The sequence below is a fragment of the Burkholderia sp. BC1 genome (genome assembly GCF_052683555.1).
Map to the genome: position 1 here is coordinate 58,602 of NZ_JBQYLP010000027.1, position 21,628 is coordinate 80,229.

The 21,628-nt window shown below is 70.1% G+C and carries 20 protein-coding genes and 1 pseudogene; 6 read left to right on the plus strand and 15 right to left on the minus strand.

From position 1 onward, the window contains the following. The first annotated feature begins 158 nt into the window (after nt 1-158). Both ACSHSS_RS15450 and ACSHSS_RS15455 read left to right on the plus strand, forming a co-directional pair. On the plus strand, nt 159-1,649 hold the full coding sequence (locus tag ACSHSS_RS15450) for a M81 family metallopeptidase (protein WP_006416949.1): 1,491 nt from the start codon (nt 159-161) through the stop codon (nt 1,647-1,649). Nucleotides 1,650-1,781: 132 nt separating this feature from the next. After that, the gene (locus ACSHSS_RS15455) at nt 1,782-2,969 is read left to right on the plus strand and encodes a beta-propeller fold lactonase family protein (protein WP_006416948.1); all 1,188 of its coding nucleotides are present in this window, start codon (nt 1,782-1,784) and stop codon (nt 2,967-2,969) included. A gap of 69 nt (nt 2,970-3,038) precedes the next feature. On the opposite strand, the gene ACSHSS_RS15460 is transcribed toward ACSHSS_RS15455, so the two are convergent. Further along, nucleotides 3,039-3,173 (minus strand): hypothetical protein, encoded by a 135-nt coding sequence (locus ACSHSS_RS15460; RefSeq protein ID WP_006405345.1) that lies wholly within the window; start codon nt 3,171-3,173, stop codon nt 3,039-3,041. Nucleotides 3,174-3,528: 355 nt separating this feature from the next. Here ACSHSS_RS15460 and ACSHSS_RS15465 point away from each other — a divergent pair, with 355 nt between their 5' ends. Next, on the plus strand, nt 3,529-3,960 hold the full coding sequence (locus tag ACSHSS_RS15465; protein WP_006416945.1) for a hypothetical protein: 432 nt from the start codon (nt 3,529-3,531) through the stop codon (nt 3,958-3,960). Between the two features lie 235 nt (nt 3,961-4,195). Continuing rightward, complete coding sequence (gene ampC / locus ACSHSS_RS15470; RefSeq protein WP_006416937.1) at nt 4,196-5,365, plus strand: class C beta-lactamase; 1,170 nt, start codon at nt 4,196-4,198, stop codon at nt 5,363-5,365. Nucleotides 5,366-5,445: 80 nt separating this feature from the next. On the opposite strand, the gene ACSHSS_RS15475 is transcribed toward ampC, so the two are convergent. From ACSHSS_RS15475 to ACSHSS_RS15515, 9 genes are read right to left on the minus strand one after another with little or no spacing between them, the layout of a single operon-like run. Beyond that, on the minus strand, nt 5,446-5,802 hold the full coding sequence (locus tag ACSHSS_RS15475; RefSeq protein ID WP_006405340.1) for a RidA family protein: 357 nt from the start codon (nt 5,800-5,802) through the stop codon (nt 5,446-5,448). A 41-nt stretch (nt 5,803-5,843) separates the two neighbouring features. After that, entirely contained in the window at nt 5,844-7,004 is a 1,161-nt protein-coding gene (locus ACSHSS_RS15480; protein WP_006416930.1) for an NAD(P)/FAD-dependent oxidoreductase, read from the minus strand. 1 nt (nt 7,005) lies between these two features. Then, nucleotides 7,006-8,412, minus strand: coding sequence for an FAD/NAD(P)-dependent oxidoreductase (locus ACSHSS_RS15485; protein ID WP_048994735.1), 1,407 nt, complete (start codon nt 8,410-8,412; stop codon nt 7,006-7,008). Further along, nucleotides 8,402-8,764, minus strand: coding sequence for a (2Fe-2S)-binding protein (locus ACSHSS_RS15490; RefSeq protein WP_006416917.1), 363 nt, complete (start codon nt 8,762-8,764; stop codon nt 8,402-8,404). The genes ACSHSS_RS15485 and ACSHSS_RS15490 overlap by 11 nt, the downstream gene beginning before the upstream one ends. Nucleotides 8,765-8,780: 16 nt before the next feature. Next, the gene (locus tag ACSHSS_RS15495) at nt 8,781-9,938 is read right to left on the minus strand and encodes an NAD(P)/FAD-dependent oxidoreductase (protein ID WP_006416931.1); all 1,158 of its coding nucleotides are present in this window, start codon (nt 9,936-9,938) and stop codon (nt 8,781-8,783) included. Continuing rightward, nucleotides 9,935-10,732, minus strand: coding sequence for an ABC transporter permease (locus ACSHSS_RS15500; RefSeq protein WP_006416926.1), 798 nt, complete (start codon nt 10,730-10,732; stop codon nt 9,935-9,937). Before ACSHSS_RS15500 ends, ACSHSS_RS15495 begins: the two co-directional genes overlap by 4 nt. Nucleotides 10,733-10,744: 12 nt before the next feature. Continuing rightward, the gene (locus ACSHSS_RS15505; RefSeq protein WP_006416942.1) at nt 10,745-11,617 is read right to left on the minus strand and encodes an ABC transporter permease; all 873 of its coding nucleotides are present in this window, start codon (nt 11,615-11,617) and stop codon (nt 10,745-10,747) included. Continuing rightward, nucleotides 11,604-12,674 (minus strand): ABC transporter ATP-binding protein, encoded by a 1,071-nt coding sequence (locus ACSHSS_RS15510; RefSeq protein WP_006416913.1) that lies wholly within the window; start codon nt 12,672-12,674, stop codon nt 11,604-11,606. The genes ACSHSS_RS15505 and ACSHSS_RS15510 overlap by 14 nt, the downstream gene beginning before the upstream one ends. 36 nt (nt 12,675-12,710) lie before the next feature. After that, nucleotides 12,711-13,799 (minus strand): ABC transporter substrate-binding protein, encoded by a 1,089-nt coding sequence (locus tag ACSHSS_RS15515; protein WP_048994745.1) that lies wholly within the window; start codon nt 13,797-13,799, stop codon nt 12,711-12,713. A gap of 167 nt (nt 13,800-13,966) precedes the next feature. Here ACSHSS_RS15515 and ACSHSS_RS15520 point away from each other — a divergent pair, with 167 nt between their 5' ends. Beyond that, nucleotides 13,967-14,881 carry a LysR substrate-binding domain-containing protein gene (locus tag ACSHSS_RS15520; RefSeq protein WP_006405331.1) on the plus strand — a complete coding sequence of 305 codons (915 nt, stop codon included), beginning with the start codon at nt 13,967-13,969 and terminating at the stop codon, nt 14,879-14,881. A gap of 172 nt (nt 14,882-15,053) precedes the next feature. Here ACSHSS_RS15520 and ACSHSS_RS15525 read toward each other — a convergent pair whose 3' ends face one another. The 4 genes from ACSHSS_RS15525 to ACSHSS_RS15540 are packed head-to-tail and all read right to left on the minus strand — an operon-like array spanning nt 15,054 to nt 18,735. After that, the gene (locus ACSHSS_RS15525; RefSeq protein WP_006416946.1) at nt 15,054-15,842 is read right to left on the minus strand and encodes an ABC transporter substrate-binding protein; all 789 of its coding nucleotides are present in this window, start codon (nt 15,840-15,842) and stop codon (nt 15,054-15,056) included. Nucleotides 15,843-15,885: 43 nt separating this feature from the next. Then, entirely contained in the window at nt 15,886-17,322 is a 1,437-nt protein-coding gene (locus tag ACSHSS_RS15530) for an FAD/NAD(P)-dependent oxidoreductase (RefSeq protein WP_006416899.1), read from the minus strand. Beyond that, a complete protein-coding gene (locus ACSHSS_RS15535) occupies nt 17,319-17,618 on the minus strand; it encodes a (2Fe-2S)-binding protein (RefSeq protein ID WP_006416919.1) in 300 nt (99 codons plus the stop codon). The genes ACSHSS_RS15530 and ACSHSS_RS15535 overlap by 4 nt, the downstream gene beginning before the upstream one ends. Further along, nucleotides 17,611-18,735: an NAD(P)/FAD-dependent oxidoreductase gene (locus ACSHSS_RS15540; RefSeq protein WP_048994732.1), complete on the minus strand. Its 1,125-nt coding sequence runs from the start codon at nt 18,733-18,735 to the stop codon at nt 17,611-17,613. The genes ACSHSS_RS15535 and ACSHSS_RS15540 overlap by 8 nt, the downstream gene beginning before the upstream one ends. A 149-nt stretch (nt 18,736-18,884) precedes the next feature. On the opposite strand from ACSHSS_RS15540, the gene ACSHSS_RS15545 reads away from it, so the two are divergent. Next, on the plus strand, nt 18,885-19,799 hold the full coding sequence (locus ACSHSS_RS15545) for a LysR family transcriptional regulator (RefSeq protein WP_006416903.1): 915 nt from the start codon (nt 18,885-18,887) through the stop codon (nt 19,797-19,799). A 78-nt stretch (nt 19,800-19,877) separates the two neighbouring features. Here the strand turns inward: ACSHSS_RS15545 and shc are convergent. Further along, nucleotides 19,878-21,500 (minus strand): annotated as a pseudogene (gene shc, locus ACSHSS_RS15550) (squalene--hopene cyclase); the annotation flags it as partial. Between the last annotated feature and the right edge of the window lie 128 nt (nt 21,501-21,628).

Genomic DNA, 21,628 nt, shown 5'->3' on the forward strand with positions numbered 1-21,628 from the left:
ATGCCGCGCGCATCGTCGCGGCGTCGCCGTGCGCGAACGTCGCGCGGCGTTCGCTCGACGCGGATCGCCATGACGATGCCGCGCGCGGCCGGTCGCCGCGCAACGAAACCGACGATCGCGCGCGCACCGGCCGCACGCGACAAGGAGGACGCGACACGATGAAGATCCTGATCGCCCGGATGAATCACGAGACGAACACGTTTTCGCCGGTGCCGACGCCGCTCGCGGCCTTCGGCCGCGACGGCCCCGACTGGGGCGACGACGCGGCGCGCGCGAACCGCGGCATGCGCACGGCGATGGCCGCGTTTCTCGACGCCGCCGCGCGCGAGCGCGCCGACATCGTCACGCCGGTGTCGGCCGCCGCGAATCCGAGCGGCCCCGTCTCGGCCGACGCGTATGCGGCGATCTGCGAGGCGATCGTCGCGGCCGCGCCCGGCTGCGACGCGGTGATGCTCGATCTGCACGGCGCGATGGTCGCCGAGCAGAGCGCGGACGGCGAGGGCGATCTGCTCGAACGCGTGCGCGCGGTGCTGCCCAATGCGCCGATCGCGGTCGCGCTCGACCTGCATGCGAACGTCACGCAGAAGATGATCGATCATGCGGACGTGATCGTCAGCTTCAAGACCTATCCGCACGTCGACATGTACGAGACGGGCGAGCATGCGGCGCGCCTGCTGTTCGACCGGCTGCACGGCCGCGCGCGGCCGGTGCTCGCGTGGCGCCAGCCGCCGCTGATGACGTCGACGCTGCGCAGCGCGAGCGCCGAAGGCGCGATGCGGCGTGCGGTGGAGGCCGCGCGCGCGGCGGAAGCGGACGGCATGCTCGCCGTGTCGGTGCTGCCCGGCTTCTCGCTCGCCGATATTCCGGCGCCATGCATCAGCGTCGTCGTGGTCGGCGACGGCGACCGCGCCGCGGCCGACGCAGTGGCCGCACGCATCGCGCGGCAGATCTGGGAGGCGCGCGACGAATTCGTGTATCGCAGCGCGCCGCTCGCGGAATCGGTCGCCCAGGCGGCGGCGCTCGCGCGCGATTCGGAGCGGCCGGTGCTGATGCTCGATCACGGCGACAACTGCATGTCGGGCGGCCCGTGCGACACGATGGACGTGCTCGAGGAAGCGCTGGCGCAGCGGCTCGACGGCATCGTCAGCGGCCCGCTGTGCGACCCGGACGCCGTCGCGCAGCTGATCGCCGCCGGCGTCGGTGCGACGGTCACGGTGCCGGTCGGCAACAAGCGGCCGTCGCACGGCGGCGTGCAGCGCGAGCCGTTCGTCGCGACCGGCATCGTGCGCGCGCTGACCGACGGCGAATACGTGATCACGGGGCCGACGTATACGGGCCAGCGCGCGTACATGGGCCGCACGGCCGTGCTCGACATCGGCGCGGCCACGCTCGTGATCTCGGAGCGCACGCAGGAGCCGTGGGATCTCGGCGTATTCGAGAGCGTCGGGATCGACCCGCGTCGCGCGCGATTCCTGCTGCTGAAGTCGCGGATGTACTGCCGGCCGGTGTTCGTGCCGATCGCCGCCGCGCTCGTCGAATGCGACAGCCGCGGCGTGACGAGCTCCGACTACGCGCTGTTCCGTTACGCGCGGCTCGCCCGTCCCGTCTATCCGCTCGACGCGATCGATCGATGGGCGCCCGCCGCGTAAGCCGCATGCGCGCGCGGTGACTTGCCGAACGCCGGCGTCGCGCCGTTTCGTGCATCATGCGAAGGCGCGACCCGCGATGGCGCCGGGTCGCGCGTTTCCAGCATCCGCACCGACCCGGAGAACCGACCGCTCATGCCTACGCATTCCTTCCGCCTGCGCCGCACGCGCGCGCTTGTCGCGCTCGCGCTGGCCTCCGCTACCGTCGCCGTGCATGCCGCCGACTGGATCGTGTCCGGCAACGACGGCAAGTATCAGCGCGTCGAAGGCCGCGACACGTATCTGCCGTCGCCGCCCGCCGACACGCTGACGCTGCTCGACGCAAGCACGTTTCCGCCGAAGGTCGCGCAGACCGTCGACGTCGAGAACGGCATTCAGGGGCCGCCGCAAGCCGTCGCGATCGCGCCCGACGCGAAGCTCGCGCTCGTCGGCGCGCCGACGCGCTACGACACGGCCGCGAAGCAACTCGTGTACGACACGTTCGTGCAGGTCGTGAATCTCGGCGCGTCGCCGCCGAGCATCGCGCGGATCGAGCTCGGTACGCATCCGCAAGGGATCGCGATCGATCGCTCCGGCCGGCTCGCGCTCGTCGCGAACGTCGACGGCAGCGTATCGATCCTGCGCATCGACGGCACGCAGGTCACGCTCGACGGCAATCTGAAGATCGGCAAAAAGCGGCTGGCCGGCATCAGCTTCACGCACGACGGCAAGCATGCGCTCGTGTCGCTGCGCGACGAGCAGGGCATCGCGGTGCTGAACGTCGACGACGGCAAGGTGACCGACAGCGGGGCACGTTTGAGCACGGGCGTCGCGCCGTACACGATCGACGTGTCGAGCGACGGTCGCTGGGCCGTCGTCAGCAACGTCGGGCTCGCGGGGCTGCCCGGCTATACGGGCACGCTCGCCGGCGATGCGGATACGATCGCGCTGATCGACGTGTCCCGTGTGCCGTTCCGCACCGTCCAGTATCTGACCGTCCCGTCGCTGCCCGAAGGCGTCGCGATTTCGCCGGACGGCAAGTGGATCGCCGTGCAGGCGATGGACGGGTCGAACCTGACGGCCGACAATCCGGGCCGGCACAAGCGCGGCAAGGTGCTGCTGTTCGAAATCCGCGACGGCCGTGCGGTGCAGACGAGCGAAGTGCCGGGCGGCGAGGCATCGCAAGGCATCGTGTTCACCGCGGACAGCCGGCACGTGATCGTGCAGTTCAACGTCGAGCGGCAGCTCGCGCTTTATGCGGTCGAGGGCGGCAAGCTGCGCGATACGGGCCAGCGGATCGCGCTGTCGGGCGGGCCGTCGTCGCTGCGGACGCTGCCGCGCTGACGCACGCGCGTGTCGCGCGACGCGGCGTGCAGGCGCCGATGTGCGCGCGGCATGCGCCCGCCATGTCGATCACGGACGCAGCAGATCGAATCCGCCGAACACGACGACCCCGCTGAGCGCGATCATCGCGACCGAATGCTGGCCGAAATACAGAATCGCGGCCGCAAGCCACGTCGTGATGCAGAAGGCGCCGATGCGGGCCATCGTGGGTTCCTCGAATCGAGAATCGGTTGAACGGGCGATCGCCGGCGCCGGACCTGCGGCTTGGTGCGTTGCTCGAATCGGCGGATGACGCGGGGATGAACAACGGGCGACCGGTGCGGTCGCGGTGACGGCGCGCGTTGCGCGGCACGATCGGCGTGCGGCGCGTGGGCGGCCGGCGAAAAGCGCGATTTTACCAGCGTCGTCGCGGCGCTCATCCGGCCCTTCGATGCGGAATTCGCGTGGCCCGTCTGCCGCGGCCGGATCCTCAAGTTTCGTGTGACGAATGCCGTCAACCGGTTGTAAGCCACGCAGGGCTCAACCGATACGACCCGTTCATTCATTCCGGACCGACACGATGCAGATCGATCTTTCCGCGACCCATGCGTCTGCGTTGCCCGCCGCCGGCGGCGCCACGGACGCGACATCGACCGCGCCCGCCGATGCTTCGTCGGCGGCCGGCGCGTCGGGCGATACGACGTCCGCCGGCGCAACGCCGACGGGACCGACGCTCGGCGCGGCCGGCAGCGATGCCGACAACCCGGCCCTCAAGCAACTGAAGCAGCTGATCGAGCGTCTGCAGAAGCAGCTCGCGCAGTTGCAGCAGCAGATCGCGCGCGCCGCGCAACGCGCGAAGACCGACCCGGCCGCAGCGGTCGAACAGCAGGCGCTGAGCGCGGAAGCGAGCGCGGTGTCGGCCGCGCTGTCCGCGGCGATCGGGCAGCTTGCGCAGGCGCTGCAGCAGTCGGGCGCATCGTCGGCCGGCGCGCTCGTGTCGACGCAGGCGTGACAGGCCGCCGCGCAACGCAACGCGCACGCGAGCGCGTTGCCCGCCCATTAGTTTTTCTTTCTGCTCGCGCAACATATCGTCGATTGTCGGCACGCGGCCGGCAGCGGATAGTCCTGCATCGGCAACCGGCCGGCGCCGCCCCGTCGCGTCGCCCGTCCGTCGCCGTTGCCATTACGGCGCGCGGCCGCGCGCGCCGAAGCTGTTCGTTCCACCGCCCGACAGGAACCTGAAAACCATGCGAATCACCGTCACACGTGTCGTCGCGACGCTGCTCGTCGCGACCGCCGCAATCGCCACGACCGGCCGCGCGGCCGAACTCACGCAGGCGCATATCCGACAAATCGTCACGCAGCAGGTCGCGCCCGCGATGAAGCAGTACGCGATTCCCGGCGTCGCGATCGGCGTGATCGTCGACGGCAAGCGCTATGTGTTCGACTACGGCGTGATGTCGAAGGACACCGGCAAGCCGGTGACGGCCGACACGCTGTTCGAGATCGGCTCGGTCAGCAAGACGCTGACCGCGACGCTGGTGGCCGACGCACAGGAGGGCGGCGAGCTGTCGCTGTCCGATCCCGTCGCGCGCTACGTGCCGGCCCTGAACGGCAAGCCGGCCGGCGCGCTGACGCTGCTCGAACTCGGCACGCATACGGCCGGCGGCCTGCCGCAGCAGGTCCCGGACGCGATTCACGACGACGCGACGCTGATCGGCTATTTCGACGCGTGGCGTCCGGCATCGGTGCCGGGCACGCAGCGCGTGTACTCGAACGTCGGCATCGGCACGCTCGGCTGGATCACCGCGAAGGCGATGAAGCGCGACTTCGCCGAGCTGATGGAGCAACGGCTGTTTCCGGCGCTCGGCATGACACACACATATATCGACGTGCCGGACGCCCGCCGCGCCGATTACGCGCAGGGCTATACGACCGACGGCACGCCGATCCGGATGAAGCCGGGCGGGCTGTGGCAGCCGGCGTACGGCGTGCGCACGACGGCCGCCGATCTGCTGCGCTTCGTGCAGGCGAACATGGGCGCGATCGACATCGCGCCGCGGCTGCAGCGCGCGATCGAACGGACGCACACCGGCTACTTCCGGGCCGGTCCGCTGACGCAGGATTTGATCTGGGAGCAGTATCCGTATCCGGTCGCGCTGCCGACGCTGCTCGAAGGCAACGCGTCGAAGATGCTATCGGACGCAGTGCCGGCCGTTGCGCTGACGCCGCCGCTCGCGCCGCAGCGCAACGTCTGGATCAACAAGACCGGGTCGACCAACGGTTTCAGCACGTATGTCGCGTTCGTGCCGGCGAAGCGGATCGGCTTCGTGATGCTCGCCAATCGCCGCGTGCCGAACGAAGTCCGCGTCGAGATCGCGTACCGGATACTGGCGTCGCTCGGCGGCGAACGCTAGCGCTCGTTACATGAACGCGCACGCACACGCAGGCGCACGCGCGTGCTGCTGCGCGCCCACCATGCCGTCGAACGCAGCGCTCAACCTTGCGCGGCGACGACGGCGATCTCGACCAGCAGATGCGGCGCCGCGAGCTTCGCCTCGACGGTCGCGCGCGCCGGTGCATGACCGGCCGGCACCCACGCATCCCAGACCTCGTTCATGCCGGCGAAATCGCGCGCGATGTCGGCGAGCCACACCTGCGCGGACACGAGCCGCGTCTTGTCGATGCCGGCCTGTTCGAGAAAGCCGTCGATCTTCTCGAGGACTTTCGCGGTCTGCACCTTGACGTCGGGCGACGGATCGGCGGACGTCTGGCCGCCGATGAAGACGAGGCCGGCGGCCTTGACGACGCGGCTCATGCGCGCATTGGTTTCGATGCGAACGATTTCGGACATGATGACAAATGCTCCTTCGCCATGACGGCAGGTGGAAAGATTCAGTGAGTCGCAGGCGCCGCGCCACGTGCGCGCGCGAAGCGATCGATCGCGAATGCGTCGAGCGGCACGGACGGCGTGCCGTCGAGCATCAGCTCGGCGACGACCTGCCCGCAGCCGGGGCCGAGCTGGAAGCCGCTGCCGCAATAGCCGAACGAGTAGTAGAGATCGTCGGCGGTGCGGCTCGCGGAGATCACCGGCAGCGCATCGTCGGTGAATGCCTCGACACCGGCCCACGCGCGGTTGATGCCGAGATCGCGCAGATGCGGAAACAGATCGACGACGGTGCGCGCGCTGCGCGCGAGCCGCATGAAGTCGACTTCGCCGTGCCGCGCCTGCAGATCCGCATGGCCGATCAGCTTGCCGCCGATCACGACCGTGCCGTTGTCGAACTGCTTGAACGACAGCGGCCGCCCGGTCGCGCCGAGCGTCGCGCGGCAAAACGGCGCGACGCACTGCGTGACCATCAGCATCAGTCCTTCCGCATGCAGCGGCACCGGTTCGCCGGCCGCGCGCGCGAATTCGCCCGACCACGCACCGGCCGCGATCAGCAGTTTGCGGGCCGCGAACGCGCCGCGCGGCGACTGCGCGATCCAGCGCGTGCCGCGCCGCTCGAGATGCGTGACCGGCGTGCGTTCGTGAAAGCGTGCGCCGTGTCGCTGCGCGGCGATCCGGAACGCGGCGGTCGTGCGAAACGGCAGCGCGTAGCCGTCTCGCTCGACCCAGATGCCGCCCGTCACGTGCGGCGCGAGCGCGGGCTCGAGTTCGCGCACGCGCGCGCGGTCGATCAGCGTTTCGTGCGTGTAGCCGTGCGCTTCGAGCAGCGCGACGCGCGCGCGGCATTCGTCGAGCTCCGCCTCGGTTTCGGCGATCTTCAGCTGGCCGGACGGCACGAACCCGCCCGTATCGCCGATCAGATCCGGCAGCGTGTGCCACAGCTCGCGCGACAGCAGCGCAAGCGGAATCTCGTCGAGCGGCCGGCCGAGCGTGCGCACGCCGCCGGCGTTGACGCCCGACGCATGGCGCGCGACGTAGTCGGCCTCGAGCACGATCACGCGCGCGCCGCGCCGCGCAAGATGCCACGCGCTGCTCGTGCCGTGCAGGCCGCCGCCGATCACGATCGCATCGGCTTCGTCGCGTATCGCCTCGTGTGAGCCGGTCATGTCACTCACCGGCCAGTTCGCCGAGCGTGATCGGCTTGATCGGCGGCCGGATCCGGTAGTAGCCGACCGTGTCGGGCGCGACGCGGCGCGCATCGGCGATCACCTCGGTGACGGTCAGCCCGCACAGGCGTCCCTGGCACGGTCCCATCCCGCAGCGGCCGAACGATTTCGCCTGGTTCGGGCCGACGCAGCCGAGCGCGACGAAGCCGCGCAGCTCGCTGGCCGTCACTTCCTCGCAGCGGCAGACGATCGTGTCGTCGGCGGGAATGCGGTTCGCGTCGCGCGGCCGGTACAGGCTGTCGAGGAACGGCCGGATCCGCAGCGCGCGGGCGAGCGCGTCGCGATGCGCGGCCGCTTCGCGATCGCGCGCGGCCTCGTCGAGCGCACCGAGCTGCGCGGCCACCGCGAGCGCGGCGAGCGTGCCCTGTTGCGCCGCGGCCTGTGCGCCGCCGATTCCGGCGCCGTCGCCGGCGACGAAGATGCCCGGCACGTCGAGTTCGCCCCACGCATCGACCTGCGGCGTAAAGCAGAGCTGCGCGTCGTCCCAGCGGTGCGCGGCGCGCAGCGCATGCGTGAACTGCGTGTTCGGAACGACGCCCTGATGCAGCAGGATCACGTCCGCGTCGATGCGGTGCGCGCGGCCCTGCGCCGTAAACGTCAGGGCGGCGGCGCGCGGCTGGCCGTCGTCGCCCGCGCGGCTCACGATCGCGAGATCGTCCGCGCCTTCGTGGATCGGCACGTTCGCGTCGCGCAGCGCGCGCATCATCTGCAGCCCCTTGCCGAGGAACGGCCACGCGCGCAGCGCCGCGAACAGATGCTTTTTCGCGCGCCAGCGATCGGCGGGCCGCGTCGTGTCGACGAGCGCGCGAATCGGCACGCCGGCGCGCAGATACTGCCAGCCGAGCAGATAGAGCAGCGGCCCGCAGCCGGCCAGCACCGGCGGCGTCGACGGCACTTCGCCCGCGCTCTTCAGCAGGATCTGCGCGGCGCCCGCGCTCAGCACGCCGGGCAGCGTCCAGCCCGGAATCGGGAACGGCCGCTCGAGCGCGCCGGTGGCGAGAATCACACGGCGCGCGTCGAAGCAGCCGACCTTGCCGTCGCGCAGATAGTGCACCTGCCGCTCGCGCGTGACCTGCCAGACCGTCGTGCGCGTCAAATGACGGGCGTCCGAGCGCGCGAATGCGTCGGCGAGCGCGGCGCCGGCCGCGTAGTCGGGGCCGAGGATCTCGCGGCGGCGTGCGTCCGCGCGCTCGATCGCGCGATAGATCTGGCCGCCGACGGCATCCTGCTCGTCGAGCAGCACGACCGACAGCCCCGCGCGCGCTGCGCGCGCGGCGGCGCCGAGGCCGGCGGGGCCGGCGCCGACCACGACGACGTCGACGGTTTCCTGCATGAATTCAGCGGTCATCGGCGTTCTCCAGTGACGTGGCGGCAAGCGCGGATTCGAGCGGCAGGTCGCGCGCGCCTTCCTGCGTGCGCACGCACATGCCGTCGCGCACGTCGACCATGCAGCTCTGGCGCGCGGGCACGCCGTCGATTTCGACGAGACATTCGAAGCACGCGCCCATCATGCAGTAGGGCGCGCGCGGCGCATGCGACACGGGCGTCGCGCGAAAGCGCCGTACGCCGGCCGCGAGCAGCGCGGCAGCGACGCTGACGCCGGCCGGCACGCGCAGCGGCGCATCGTTGAAGCGGATCTCGACGGTCGCCGCGGCGGCATCGAGCGGCTTGAACAGGGACGAACTCGGGTGGGCAGTCATGGGCGGGCGGACAAGGTCAGTAAGCGGGAGCGGGCCGGGCGGCAGCGGCGATCGTGTCGGGCGCGTCCGGAAAGCGCCGCGCGGACAGCGCGGGCAACTCGTCGGGCATCGGCGCGCCGACGATCCACGGCGCGATGCGCATCGCATGCGCGGCCGCGAGCGTGACGCCGCTGTGGCAGGTGACGACGAACGCGCCCGGATGCTGCGGCGATTCGTCGTAGATCGGAAAGCCGTCGGGGCTGTACACGCGCAGCGCGGCCCACATCCGCACGAGCCGCACGTGCTGCAGCATCGGGAATGCGCGCACGCCGCGCCGCGCGATGTCGGCGAGCACCGGCGTCGTGGTCAGGTCGTCGAAGCCGACTTCCTCCATCGAGTCGCCGAACTGCACGGTGCCTTCGTCGGTCTGCCGCACGTTGATGGTCGGATAGCGGAGAAACGGTGCGACGCGTTCGCTGACGAGCACCTGCCCGCGATTCGGGGCGACCGGCGCATGGAGCCCGACCTGCGGCGCGAGCGTGCGATTGCCGAGGCCGGCCGCGAGCACGAGGCGGCCGGCGCGGAACGTGCCGGCCGCGCTGTCGGCGACGAAGCCGGCGCCTTCGGCGCGCACCTGCTGCACGCGCGCGCCGGACACGAGGCGCACGCCGCGGTGCTGCATCGACGCGTGCAGCGCGCGCAGCAGCTTCAGCGGATTCACGTGGCCGTCCATCGGCGTGTAGCTCGCGCCGACGACCGCGGGGCCGATGCCCGGCAAGCGCTCGCGCAGCTCGCGATGATCGAGCAGCTCGAACGGATAATCGCCGAGCGCGGCCTGCAGCGTCGCGAGACGCGTGCGCCGCTCCGCGAGCTCGTCGTCGGAGAAGCAGAGATGAAAGCCGCCGGGCTGGCGCAGTGCGACATCGACGCCGCTGTCCTCGAGCAGGCTCGCGGCGAGCTGCGGCCAGCGCACGGCCGAGCTGCGCGACCAGCTCGCGTAGGGCGTGCGGTCGTGGCCCTTGCCCTGAATCCAGACGAGCCCGAAATTGCCGCGCGACGCGCGAAAACCGCCGTCGTCCTCGTCGAGCACGGTCACGCGCGCGCCTTCGCGGGCGAGGCCGTACGCGACGGCCGTGCCGACGAGGCCGCCGCCGATCACGAGCACGTCGGGGCTCGCGGCTGCAGGTCGAATCATCGTGCTTCTCCGATCAGGATGCGATCGAGCCCGACCAGCCGGTCGAGCACGAGCATCAGCAGGACCGTGCCGACGATCAGCACCGCCGACACCGACGTGACGAGCGGATCGATCGTCTGCGCGATCTGGTTGTACATCGCGACGGGCAACGTCGTCGTGCCCGGTGTCGCGACGAAAATCGTCATCGTGAGCTCGTCGAAGCTCTGGATGAACGACAGCACCCAGCCGCCCGCGACGCCCGTGCGAATCATCGGCAGCACGACGCGGCGAAACGCGGTGAAGCGGCTCGCGCCGCACGACAGCGCCGCGCGCTCGGCATCGCGGTCGAGCCCGATCGCGGACGACAGCGCGAGCCGCAGCGCATACGGCAGCACGATCACGACGTGCGCGGCGACGAGCGCCCAGAACGAGCCGCTCAGATGCAGCAGCGACAGGAAGCGCAGGAACGCGATGCCGAGCACGACCGCCGGAATCATCATCGGCGACAGGAAGAAGCTCGTCAGCGCGCCGCGTCCCGGGAAGCGGTAGCGCGCGATCGCGAGCGCGGCCGGCACCGCGAGCGCGACGCCGAGCGTCGCGGCGACGAGCGCGAGCCGCACCGACAGCCAGAACGCCGACACGATGTCGCCGTTGTCGGCGATCGCGCGAAACCAGCGCAGCGACGCGCCGTCGAACGGCATCGAGATATAGCCCTTGTCGGTGAACGCGACGAGCATCACGGCCGCGAGCGGCGCGACGATGAACGCGACGAACAGCGCATGGAAGGCGAGGGCGGCAAAACCGTTGCGTTGCATGGCGTCGCTCCGTCAGTCGAAGATGTGCTTGAAGCGGCGTTCCGCGAGCCGGCTGCAGCCCATCACGATCGCGACGTTCGCGATCAGCAGCAGTACCGCGATGCTCGCGCCGAGCGGCCAGTTCAGCGTGCCGAGGAATTCGTCGTATGCGGCCGTCGCGACGACTTTCAAGCGGCGGCCGCCGATCAGCGCGGGTGTCGCGAACGCCGATGCGGACAGCGCGAACACGATGATCGACCCCGACAGCACGCCGGGCAGGATCTGCGGCAGGATCACGCGGCGAAACACGCGCGCCGGCGACGCGCCGAGCGACCGCCCGGCCCATTCGACCTGCGGGTCGAGCGTCTGCAGCGTCGCCCATACCGACATCACCATGAACGGCACCAGCACGTGCGTGAGCGCGATGACCGTGCCCGTCATCGTGAACACGAGGCGCACGGGCTCGTCGGTGATGTGCAGCGCCTGCAGCGCATCGTTGAGCACGCCGTTGTTGCCGAGCAGGATCTGCCAGCCGAGCGTGCGCACGACGACCGAGATCAGCAGCGGCCCGAGCACGACGAGCAGGCAGATCGACTGCCACGGCTTGCGCATGCGCGCGAGCACGATCGTCTCCGGCACGCCGAGCACGATCGACAGCAGCGTGACGGCGGTCGCGAGGCCCGCGGTGCGCGCGAAGATCGTCAGATAGTAGGGATCGCGAACGACTTCGAGATAGTTCGCGACTGTCCAGCCCGGCTGCGTGCCCGCGATGTCGCTGAACGTGTGGAACGACAGCACGAGCGTGAGCAGCAGCGGCGCGAGCAGCAGCGTCGAGAACAGCAGCAGCGCGGGCGCCGACAGCAGCCATGGCGCGGCGCCGCCGCGCGTATCGTCAAGCGTGGCCATGCGCGCCCTCCCGCGTCAGCATCCGCAGATCGTCGTCGGCCCACGCGAGGCCGACTTCGCTGCCTTCGTCCGGCGGCGGCGCGCCGGTGTTCGACTGCGTAACATGCAGCTTGCCGAGCGCCGTGTCGATCACGAGCAGCCACTGGTTGCCGACGAACACGCGCGTCGCGACGCGCCCGTGCAGCCGCGCGTCGCCGTTCGCGAGCCGCATCTTCTCCGGACGGATGTAGACGTTGACGGGGCCCGCGACGTCGCGCCCTTCGTGCGGCACATGCAGCGTCGTGCTCGCGACCGCGACTTCCGCGCAGCGCGGATTGCGGCGCAGCACTTCGCCTTCGAACGTGTTCGTGCGGCCGAGGAACACCGACGCGAACGGCGTGGCCGGCCGCTCGTACGCGTCGAACGGCGTGCTCAGCTGCGCGGTGCGGCCGCGATGCATGACGGCGATGCGGTCGCTCATCGTCATCGCCTCGACCTGATCGTGCGTGACGAGGATCGTCGTGATGCCGAGGCGCTTCTGGATCGCGCGCAGCTCGATGTGCATTTCCTCGCGCAGCTTCGCGTCGAGGTTCGACATCGGCTCGTCGAGCAGCAGCAGTTCGGGCCGCATCGCGATCGCACGCGCGATCGCGACGCGCTGCCGCTGGCCGCCCGAGAGCTCCTTCGGGTAGCGCGCGTCGAGGCCGTCGAGCCGCACGAGCGCGAGCGCCTCGGCGATCCGCTCTTCGCGCTGCGCGCGCTTCATCTTGCGCATTTCGAGTCCGAAGCCGACGTTGCCGGCGACCGTCATGTGCGGAAACAGCGCGTAGCTCTGGAACACGACGCCGATGCCGCGCTTCTCCGGACGTTCGTACGTGATGTCGCGGCCGTCGAGCGTCACGCGCCCGGCGGACGGCGCGACGAAACCCGCGATCATCTGCAGCGTGGTCGTCTTGCCGCAGCCCGACGGCCCGAGCAGCGACAGAAATTCGCCGCGCTCGACCGACAGGTCGAGCTGTTCGATCGCCGTGAAGTCGCCGTAGCGTTTCGAGACGTGTTGCAGGGTCAGAAAGCTCATGGATCGGATTCCTTGCGAAGCGGCGGCGCCGCGCGTTCAGCGTTCGACCGAGCGGTTCCAGCGCTGCGTCCATTCGGTGCGGCGCGGGTTGATGGTCGTCCAGTCGACGGTCGTCAGCTTCGCGACCTGGTCGGGACCGTAGGGCACGCGCGCGGCGACGTCCGGCGCAAGCTTCACCGTCCGGTTGACCGGGCCGAGCCCGATCGCCTGCGCTTGCAGCGTCTGGACTTCCGGCGTCAGCAGGTACTGGATGAACTGCTGCGACAGCTGCGGCTGCGCGTTTTCGGCGACCGCGCACGCGGCGACCTGCAGCGCGACCGCGCCTTCCTTCGGATAGACGAACTTCAGCGGGAAGCCGGTGTTCTGCAACGACACCGCGCGGCCGCTGCCGTACGGTGCTGCGATCACGTCGCCGGCCTGCATCAGGCCGTCCATCTCGCCGGGCGTCGGCGCCCACGACAGCACGTTCGGCGCGACGCGTTTGGCCATCGCATCGAAGCCGGGATCGATGCGCTTTTCGCCGCCGCCGTTCAGGCGCGCGAGCATCACGAGCGTGTGCAGCCCGTACGTGACGGTGATCGGCGGCATGCCGAGCTTGCCCTTCAGTCGCGGATCCTCGAGCGACTTCCACGAATCGGGTGCCGGCAGGCCGAGCTTCTTGAACGCGTCGGCGTTGTAGCCGATGCCGGTCGCGACCACGCCGACACCGACTGCCTCCGGACCGAGCCGCGCGAGTGGATAGAGATCCTTCATGACCGGCGCATCGTCGATCTTCGCGCAGAGGCCGAGCTGCATGGCCTGATACATCGGGCCGTCGTCCATCACGGCGACGTTGATCTGCTGATGGCCCTTCTGCGCCTGCAGCTTCGCGAGCGTGTCGCTCGAATTGCCGGCGACGTAGACGATCTTCACGTTGTGCGCCTTCTCGAACGCCGGGATGACCTTCTGCCGATAGAGCTGTTCGTTCGAGCCGCCGACGTTCGCGACGTACAGCGTCGTTTCCGCATGCGCGGCGACCGACGCGCTCAGCGCGAGCGCCGCGCCTGCGGCGACGAGCGGTTTCGCCGCGACGCGGCGCGAGGCGGGAGAGAAGCGGGACGGGCGGCGGTGCGGCGAACGGTTCATGACGGCGATCTCCATTCGATTGTGGTGGGCGGCGGCATCGGAACGTGCGCCGATGCAATGCAGTCTGGCGCCTGTGGTCCATGCCGTCCAATACGAATAAAATGCCAGTCCATACCGAAATGTGATGGATCAGGGTTAGGCTCTACGGGACGATACGGAGTGGCACGATGAACCTGAAGCAGATCGAAGCGTTTCGCGCGGTGATGGTGGCCGGTTCGATGACGGCCGCCGCGAAGGCGCTGTTCACGACGCAGCCGAACGTGAGCCGCATGATCGCGAGCCTCGAGCGCGATACGGGGCTCACGCTGTTCGAGCGTGTCGGCGCGCGGCTCGTGCCGACGAGCGAGGGCACCGCGTTCTTTCGCGAGGTGGAGCGTGCGTATGTCGGATTGCGCGGGCTCGCGAACGCCGCCGAGCAGATTCGCAATCTCGGCAGCGGGCGGCTGCGGATCGCCGCGATGCCGGCGGTCGGCTATACGCTCGTGCCGCGCGCGATCAAGCGCTTCCAGGAGCAGTATCCGGGCGTCACGGTGTCGCTGCACGTGAACACGTCGGCCACTGTGAATCACTGGACCGCGTCGCAGTTCTGCGATATCGGCGTGGCCGTCTACGTGAGCGAGACGTCGAATTGTGAGGTCGAGCTGCTGTCGAAGGTCGCGGCCGTCTGCGTGATGCCGGGGCAGCATCGTCTCGCGAGCAAGCGCACGATCAAGCCCGCCGATCTCGCCGGCGAGTCCTTTATCTCGCTCTGTCAGGGCGACGGAATGCGCACGCTGATGGATGCGGTGTTCGAGCGCGCGGGCGTCGAGCGCAAGCTCGCGACCGAAGCGCAGTACACGGCGATCTGCTGCGAGATGGTGCGGCTCGGGATGGGCGTGACGCTCGCGCATCCGGTCGTCGCGCAGGCGTTCGCGGGGCCGGACGTCGCGATCCGTCCGTTTTCGCCGGCCGTCACGATGCCGACGTATCTGCTGTTTCCGCCGCAGCCGTCGCGCGACCGGCTCGCGGCCGCGTTCGCGACGCTGCTCGCCGACGAGCACGACGCGGCGACGGGGCGGACGTCGGCGCGGGGGCGTCGTTAATTATTTGGTTTGTGGAATCGTCGGCGCCGATGTTGCATGGCGCGCCGATGCGGACGAGCCGCCGGCTTCGCGTGCGGCGGTCGGCGTCGCGGCCGCTAGCCGACCCAAACGCCGATTCGCGCGCAAGCGGCGACGCACGCCGCTTGCATCGCGCGGTCCACCATGGCGCTCGTCAATTCCCGTACATATCGAAGTCGAAGTACTTCGACTGAATCTTGTTGTAGGTCCCGTCGCTGCGAATCTGCGCGATCGCACGGTTCAGCGCATCGCGCAGATCGGTATCGGCCTTGCGCACGCCGGCCGCATCGCCGTTGCCCATGATCTTCGGGTCGTAGACGACGCCGCCCGCGAACGAGAAGCCCTTGCCGCGCGGCGTCGCGAGGAAGCCGAGCTGGCCCTGCACGGCGTCCATCAGCACGCCGTCGACGCGCCCGTTCACGAGATCCGCATACGCCTGGTCGTAGCTCGGATACGGCACGACCTCGACCTTCGCCGCCGCCCATTTCTCGCGCGCATAGGTTTCCTGGACCGTCCCTTGCTCGACCGCGATGCGCTTGCCGGCCAGCTTCGCCGCGTCGGGCAGCAGCCCCGAGCCCGTGCGTGCGATCAGGCGCGTCTGGTTGCGGTACAGCCGATCGGTGAAATCGATCTGCTGGCGCCGCTGCTCGGTCGCGGCCATCGACGACAGGATCACGTCGAACTTGCGCGCCTGCAGCCCCGGAATCAGTCCGTCGAAGCTGCTCGACACCCACACGCATTTCGCGTTGAGCTTCGCGCAGAGCGCGTTGCCGAGATCGATGTCGAACCCTTGCACGCTGCCGTCGGTCGCGGTCGATTCGAACGGCGGATAGGTCGGATCGACACCGATGCGGATCGTCGTCCATTCCTTCGCCGAGGCGAGCGTCGCGCAGGCCATTGCGGCCGCGGCGACGAGCATCGTGATACGCGTCTTCTTCTTCATGGTCAGGCTCCGTTCGTGTGGGGAAGCGGGGGCGGGCGCGGCGTCAGCTCGGGAAGTCGCCGCGGCGGAAATCGTCCGACAGTTCGACGGCGTCCGCGAGCTCGTCGACGGTGATCGGCTTGATCGGCGCGCGCACGCGGTATTGGCCGACGTCGGCGACGTCGCGCTGCTGCACCTCGGCGATCAGCTCGCCGACGGTCGTGCCGCACCAGCGTCCCTGGCACGGACCCATCCCGCAGCGCGTGAACGCCTTCATCTGATTCGGGCCCTGACAGCCGAGCGACGCGAGCCGGCGGATTTCGCCGGCCGTCACTTCTTCGCAGCGGCAGACGATCGTGTCGCCGTCGGGGCGGCGCAGCGCGGCGGGCGGCGTATAGAGCGCGTCGAGCAGCGGCCGCACCGCGAGGTGGCGGCGCCATGCCTTGAGCAGCGGCCGTTCGCGTGCGGCCTGTTCGTGCGGGGCGAGCGCGCCGACGCTCGCCGCGATATCGAGCGCCGCGACCTCGCCCGCGATCGCCGCGGCCTGCGCGCCGCCAATGCCGGCGCCGTCGCCGGCGATCCAGACGCGTGCGACGCTGCTGCGTCCGCGCGCATCGCGTTGCGGCCGCCAGCATGCGGCGCGTTCGTCCCACTCATGCGCGCAGCCGATCGAGCGGGCGAGCTGCGTCGACGGGATCACGCCCTGATGCAGCAGCACGAGCGACGTGTCGAGCGCGTGTGCGATGCCGTCCGCGTCGCGAAAACGCAGATACTGCGCGCGGCCGTCGCCGTCGATGCGCACGTCGGTCGCGCCGCGATAGACCGGAATGCCGGCGTCGCGCACCGCGCGCAGCATGCGCCAGCCTTTCAGGAGATAGTCCGCGCCGCGCAGCGCGGGCAGCGCATGCGGGAGCGCGCGCCGCCAGGCATCGCGCGGCGTCGTGTCGACCAGCGCGCGCACGCGCCGGCCCGCGTTCAGCAACTGCGCGGCGAACAGCCACAGCAGCGGGCCGCTGCCGGCAAGCACCGTATCGGCCGACGGCGCGAGCCCCGACGATTTGAGCAGCGTCTGCGCGGCGCCGACGCCCATCACGCCGGGCAGCGTCCAGCCGCGCACGGGCCACGGGCGCTCTTGCGCGCCGGTCGCGATCAGTACCGCGCGTGCATCGATTTCGAGCGTGCCGCGCGCGGCGCCGCCGAGCGTCAGCATCGCGACGGGCGCCGGCTCGAACGCGATCTGCCAGACCACGCTGCGCGGCAGATAATGCGCGCCGCTCGCGAGCAGCCCGTCGATCAGCGGGCGTCCCGCCGCATAGTCGCGGCCGAGCCACTGCGCGAGCTTCGCCGGCACATCGGCGAGGTTGCGATAGATCTGTCCGCCCGGCGACGGACCTTCATCCGCGACGACGACCGACAGCCCGGCCAAGCGTGCGGCCATGGCGGCCGCCATGCCGGCCGGCCCTGCGCCGACGATCAGCAGATCGCATGCACGCCGCGTCATGCGAGCCTCGCTTTGCCGTGCATCGCGCGCACCTGCATCCCGTCGCGCACGGGCGTCATGCAGCCTTGCACGTTCGGCACGCCGTCCACTTCGACGAGACAGTCGAAGCAGACGCCCATCATGCAAAACGACCCGCGCGGCGATGCGCTGACGGCCGTCGAGCGGCAGGCGAGCGTGCCGGCCGCGAGCAGCGCGGCCGCGACGCTGTAATGGGCCGGCACGTCGTGCGCAATGCCGTCGACATGGATGCGCACGCGTTCGCGTATCGCGTCGGCGGGAACGATCGATTCAAACATGCCGGGCCTTCTTCGGTGCGGCGAAACGCGCGGTCGTAAACGCGGACAGCTCGGCCGGCGCCGCGCGCCCGGCAATCCACGGCGCGACGAGATCGGCATGCGACGCGGCCAGCGTCACGCCGCTGTGGCAGATCGCGAGATACGCACCGGGGTGCGTGCGCGACGCTTCGTAGACGGGCAGCCCGTCCGGCGTCATGATCCGCAGCGCGCCCCAGGCGCGTACGATCCGCGCATGCGCGAGCGCCGGGAACGCGGTGCGTGCGCGGCGCGCGATGTCGGCCATCGCGGGGCGCGTCTGGCCGTCGTCGAAGCCGACGTCTTCGGCCGAATCGCCGAGCAGCACCGAGCCTTCCTGCGTTTGCCGGACGACGAGCGTCGGATAGGCGAGAAACGGCGCGAGCCGTTCGGTCACCATGATCTGCCCGCGCAGCGGCGAGATCGGCGCGGCCATGTCGACCATCGGCGCGAGCCGCGCATTGTCGAGGCCGGCCGCGAGCACGACGCGCGCGGCGTCGAGCCGCACGTCGCGCGTGTCCACTTCGAAGCGGCCCGCGCGCGGGCGAATCTCGACGACGTCGTGACGCGGCAGATAGACACCGCCGCCTTGCACGAACGCCTGCAGCAAGGCGCGCAGCGTGTAGAGCGGATTCGCGTGGCCGTCGTTCGGCGACCACAGCGCGCCGGCCAGCGCGGGCGACGCGGCCGGAATGCGGCGGCGCAGTTCGGCCGGATCGAGCGCTTCGTAGGCGAGCGCCGCGTCCTGGCGGCGCAGCGATTCGAGCAGTGCGATCGCCTCGTTCATGTCGGCCGCATGCTCGAACAGTTCGATGCCGCCCGGCCGCTCGAAGCCGCAGTCCACGCCCGTCTCGCGCTGCAGCTGCGCGGCGAACGCGCCCCAGCGCTCGGACGATTCGCGCGACCAGCGCGCATACGGCAGACAGCGGCCGCCCTTGCCCTGCACCCAGACGAGCCCGAAATTGCCGCGCGCCGCGCGAAACGCGATGTCGTCGCCGTCGCATACGGCGACGCGCTCGCCGAGCCGCGCGAGGCCCCAGGCGAGCGCCATCCCGACGAGCCCGCCGCCCGCGACGACGACGTCGAAACTGCGCACGTTCATCGGCGGCTCCGGCGTGGGGCGTTCGGGATAGGGATGTTATGGTGCATGGCGGCGGCGTTCGTGGCGGAATGTACGTTGCAGGACCGATGTTCGGACAGGCAAAATGGGCTGTCCAATACAGGTTGATCAACGACCCATAACCCAATGTTATGACGACGCCTTCACTGAGAATCCGCCAGATCGAAGCGTTCCGCGCCGTGATGCAGCGCCATACGGTCACGCGCGCGGCGCGCGATCTGCATATTTCGCAGCCGGCCGTGAGCCGGCTGATCGCCGATCTCGAGGCGCGCGTCGGGTTCGTGCTGTTCGAGCGGCAGCAGGGGCGCTTCACGCCCACCGCGCAGGCGCGCGTGCTGTACGAGGAAGTCGAGCGCGCGTTCGTCGGGCTCGATCGCGTCGCGCAGGCCGCCGAGCAGATTCGCGCGATGCGGCGCGGCACGCTGCGCGTGGCCGGCTCGCCGGCCGTCGCGCTCGACCTGCTGCCCGAGCGCATCACGCGTTTTGCGCGCGCGCATCCGGGCGTCGATATCACGCTGCTCGCGCACAGCGCGTCGACGGTCGTCGACAAGATCGCATCGGGGCAGTGCGACGTCGGGCTGATCGCCGAGCCCGTGCCGCATCCGGCCGTACGCAGCGAGCGGCTCGCCGACGCACCGATGTGCTGCATCGTGCCGCGCACGCATCGGCTCGCGCGCAAGCGCGTGATCCACCCCGACGACCTGCGCGACGAAGCCTTCGTCTCGTTTCCGCCGAGCTTCGAGGCGCGCAGCGCGATCGACCGCGTATTCGTCGACGCGGGCGTGTCGCGCGGGCTGTCGATCGAGGCGCAGCTGTCGCAGACGATCGTCGCGTTCGTTGCGAACGGCGCCGGTGTCGCGCTGATCGATCCGGTGACGGCCGCGTATGCAGGCCATCGCGTCGCGGTCAAGCCGTTCGAGCCGGTCGTGCCCGATCACTTCTATCTGGTGACGTCCGCGTCGCAGCCGCTGTCGATGATCGGCGAAGCGTTTTGCACAGACTTGCGCGAAGCGTTCGCGCGGATGCGGGCGCTGCGCGACGCGTGAACGGCGTACGCGCGCACCGCGGGGATCGCGCCGCACGCCGTTGCTCGCCGTCGCTCGCCGGCGCGTTGCGATCGCCGTTTAGGCGAGCGCGGTATCGGCCGCGTGCGGCGCCCGCCCGGACGACGCACGCGCCCGCGCCTCGGCGGCGCCGGCCAGGCGCCGGTAGCGCGCGAGCGCCCATAGCGGGAAGTACGCGGTATAGCCGTGATACTTCAGGTAGAAGATGCGCGGGAAACCCGGCGCGTTGTGCGACCGGTGCCACCAGAAGCCGTCGTCCTGCTGCACCGATTGCAGATACGCGATGCCGCGCTTCACCGAATCGGACGCGCAGTCGCCGAACGCCATCTGTGCGAGCAGCGCCCACGCCGTGCAGTTCGATGTGCTCTCGCCGCCGTTGGTGCCGGCAAGCGCCGGGTCGAGATAGCTGTCGTTCGTTTCGCCCCAGCCGCCGTCCGCATGCTGGTGTGCGCGCAACCATTCGAGCGCGCGCGCGATATACGGCTGCGACGGATCCTCGCCGGCGAGCGCGAGGCCCGCGAGCACGCTCCATGTGCCGTACAGATAGTTCGTGCCCCAGCGGCCCCACCAGCTGCCGTCGGGCTGCTGCGTGCGCTTCACGTAGTCGATTGCACGCGCGAGCGACGCGCGGTCTTCCGCACGCCGCGTCACGCCGAAGCACAGCAGCACGCGGCCCGATACGTCCTCGGTCGGCGGATCGAGCAGCGCGCCGTGATCGGCGAATGGGATCGCGTTCAGGTAGAGGCGATCGCAATCGGCGTCGAACGCCGCGAAGCCGCCGTTGCGCGACTGCAGCGCGCGCATCCAGTCGAGCGCGCGGGCGACGCGCGCCGCATACGGGTGCGAGCCGTCCGCGTTGCGATGCGTGCGGCCGCGGCGATCGAGCATCGCGGTGACGACCGCGCTGTCGTCGATGTCGGGGTAATACGGGTTCGCGTACTGGAAGGCCCAGCCGCCCGGCTGCGTGTCGGCCGGCGCGTTCTCGATCCAGTCGCCGCGCAGGTCGTTCACCAGGCGCGTCGCGAGCCAGTCGTAGGCGCGCGCGATGCGGGCGTCGAGTTCGTCGAGCGCGCGCGCCGATTCGTCCGATTCCGGCACGGCCACGCTGCGTGCCTGTTCGAGCGCCATCGTGCTCCACGCCGTATCCCAGACCGGCGACAGGCACGGCTGGCAGTACACGCTGCCGTCGGGCCGCGTGACCAGCAGCTTCGCGAGTGCGTTTTCGCAGTCGCGGCGCAGCGGATGATCTTCCGGATAGCCGAGCACGTCCATCATCTGGTAGCTGTACACGATCGGCGGAAAGATGCCGCCGAGGCCGTCCTCGCCGTTCATGCGTTGCGCGCACCAGGCCTCCGCGTGCCGGATCGCGCGCTGGCGCAGCCGTTTCGGCAGCAGCGGTTCGACATGGCGAACCACGCGGTCGAGGATGAGGAACGCGCGGCGCATGCCGCGCGCCGGCGGGAAGTAGTGGCGTTCCTGGTCGGGCGGCGTGACGAACAGCTCGGGAATCGCGACGTTGCGCGGGTTGCGCGCGCGGGCCTTCAGCGAGCACAGCACGAGCAGCGGCACCATCGTCGTGCGCGCCCAGTACGCGACCTTGTACATCGAGATCGGTACCCACTTCGGGAACAGCACGAATTCGATCGGCATGAACGGTGTCGCGCGCCACGGCACCTGCCCGAACCGTCCGCCGAAGTAATGTTGATGCGTTTTGCGAAGTAAAGTTGAAACTTCGCGGAATTCGGCTGAATTTTAGCAATCTAGGGAAACGCTGATCAATGGACCAACTTCCGAAGTTGCAGGCGAGATGG

Coding starts and splice junctions, on each gene's coding strand:
- ACSHSS_RS15485 (WP_048994735.1), bottom strand. CDS start 8,412: ATGACCGCTGAATTCATGCAGGAAACCGTCGACGTCGTCGTGGTCGGC.
- ACSHSS_RS15450 (WP_006416949.1), top strand. CDS start 159: ATGAAGATCCTGATCGCCCGGATGAATCACGAGACGAACACGTTTTCG.
- ACSHSS_RS15500 (WP_006416926.1), bottom strand. CDS start 10,732: ATGCAACGCAACGGTTTTGCCGCCCTCGCCTTCCATGCGCTGTTCGTC.
- ACSHSS_RS15475 (WP_006405340.1), bottom strand. CDS start 5,802: ATGTCCGAAATCGTTCGCATCGAAACCAATGCGCGCATGAGCCGCGTC.
- ACSHSS_RS15480 (WP_006416930.1), bottom strand. CDS start 7,004: ATGACCGGCTCACACGAGGCGATACGCGACGAAGCCGATGCGATCGTG.
- ACSHSS_RS15540 (WP_048994732.1), bottom strand. CDS start 18,735: ATGAACGTGCGCAGTTTCGACGTCGTCGTCGCGGGCGGCGGGCTCGTC.
- ACSHSS_RS15505 (WP_006416942.1), bottom strand. CDS start 11,617: ATGGCCACGCTTGACGATACGCGCGGCGGCGCCGCGCCATGGCTGCTG.
- ACSHSS_RS15495 (WP_006416931.1), bottom strand. CDS start 9,938: ATGATTCGACCTGCAGCCGCGAGCCCCGACGTGCTCGTGATCGGCGGC.
- ACSHSS_RS15545 (WP_006416903.1), top strand. CDS start 18,885: ATGACGACGCCTTCACTGAGAATCCGCCAGATCGAAGCGTTCCGCGCC.
- ACSHSS_RS15455 (WP_006416948.1), top strand. CDS start 1,782: ATGCCTACGCATTCCTTCCGCCTGCGCCGCACGCGCGCGCTTGTCGCG.
- ACSHSS_RS15525 (WP_006416946.1), bottom strand. CDS start 15,842: ATGAAGAAGAAGACGCGTATCACGATGCTCGTCGCCGCGGCCGCAATG.
- ACSHSS_RS15510 (WP_006416913.1), bottom strand. CDS start 12,674: ATGAGCTTTCTGACCCTGCAACACGTCTCGAAACGCTACGGCGACTTC.
- ACSHSS_RS15535 (WP_006416919.1), bottom strand. CDS start 17,618: ATGTTTGAATCGATCGTTCCCGCCGACGCGATACGCGAACGCGTGCGC.
- ACSHSS_RS15515 (WP_048994745.1), bottom strand. CDS start 13,799: ATGAACCGTTCGCCGCACCGCCGCCCGTCCCGCTTCTCTCCCGCCTCG.
- ampC (WP_006416937.1), top strand. CDS start 4,196: ATGCGAATCACCGTCACACGTGTCGTCGCGACGCTGCTCGTCGCGACC.
- ACSHSS_RS15465 (WP_006416945.1), top strand. CDS start 3,529: ATGCAGATCGATCTTTCCGCGACCCATGCGTCTGCGTTGCCCGCCGCC.
- ACSHSS_RS15520 (WP_006405331.1), top strand. CDS start 13,967: ATGAACCTGAAGCAGATCGAAGCGTTTCGCGCGGTGATGGTGGCCGGT.
- ACSHSS_RS15460 (WP_006405345.1), bottom strand. CDS start 3,173: ATGGCCCGCATCGGCGCCTTCTGCATCACGACGTGGCTTGCGGCCGCG.
- ACSHSS_RS15490 (WP_006416917.1), bottom strand. CDS start 8,764: ATGACTGCCCACCCGAGTTCGTCCCTGTTCAAGCCGCTCGATGCCGCC.
- ACSHSS_RS15530 (WP_006416899.1), bottom strand. CDS start 17,322: ATGACGCGGCGTGCATGCGATCTGCTGATCGTCGGCGCAGGGCCGGCC.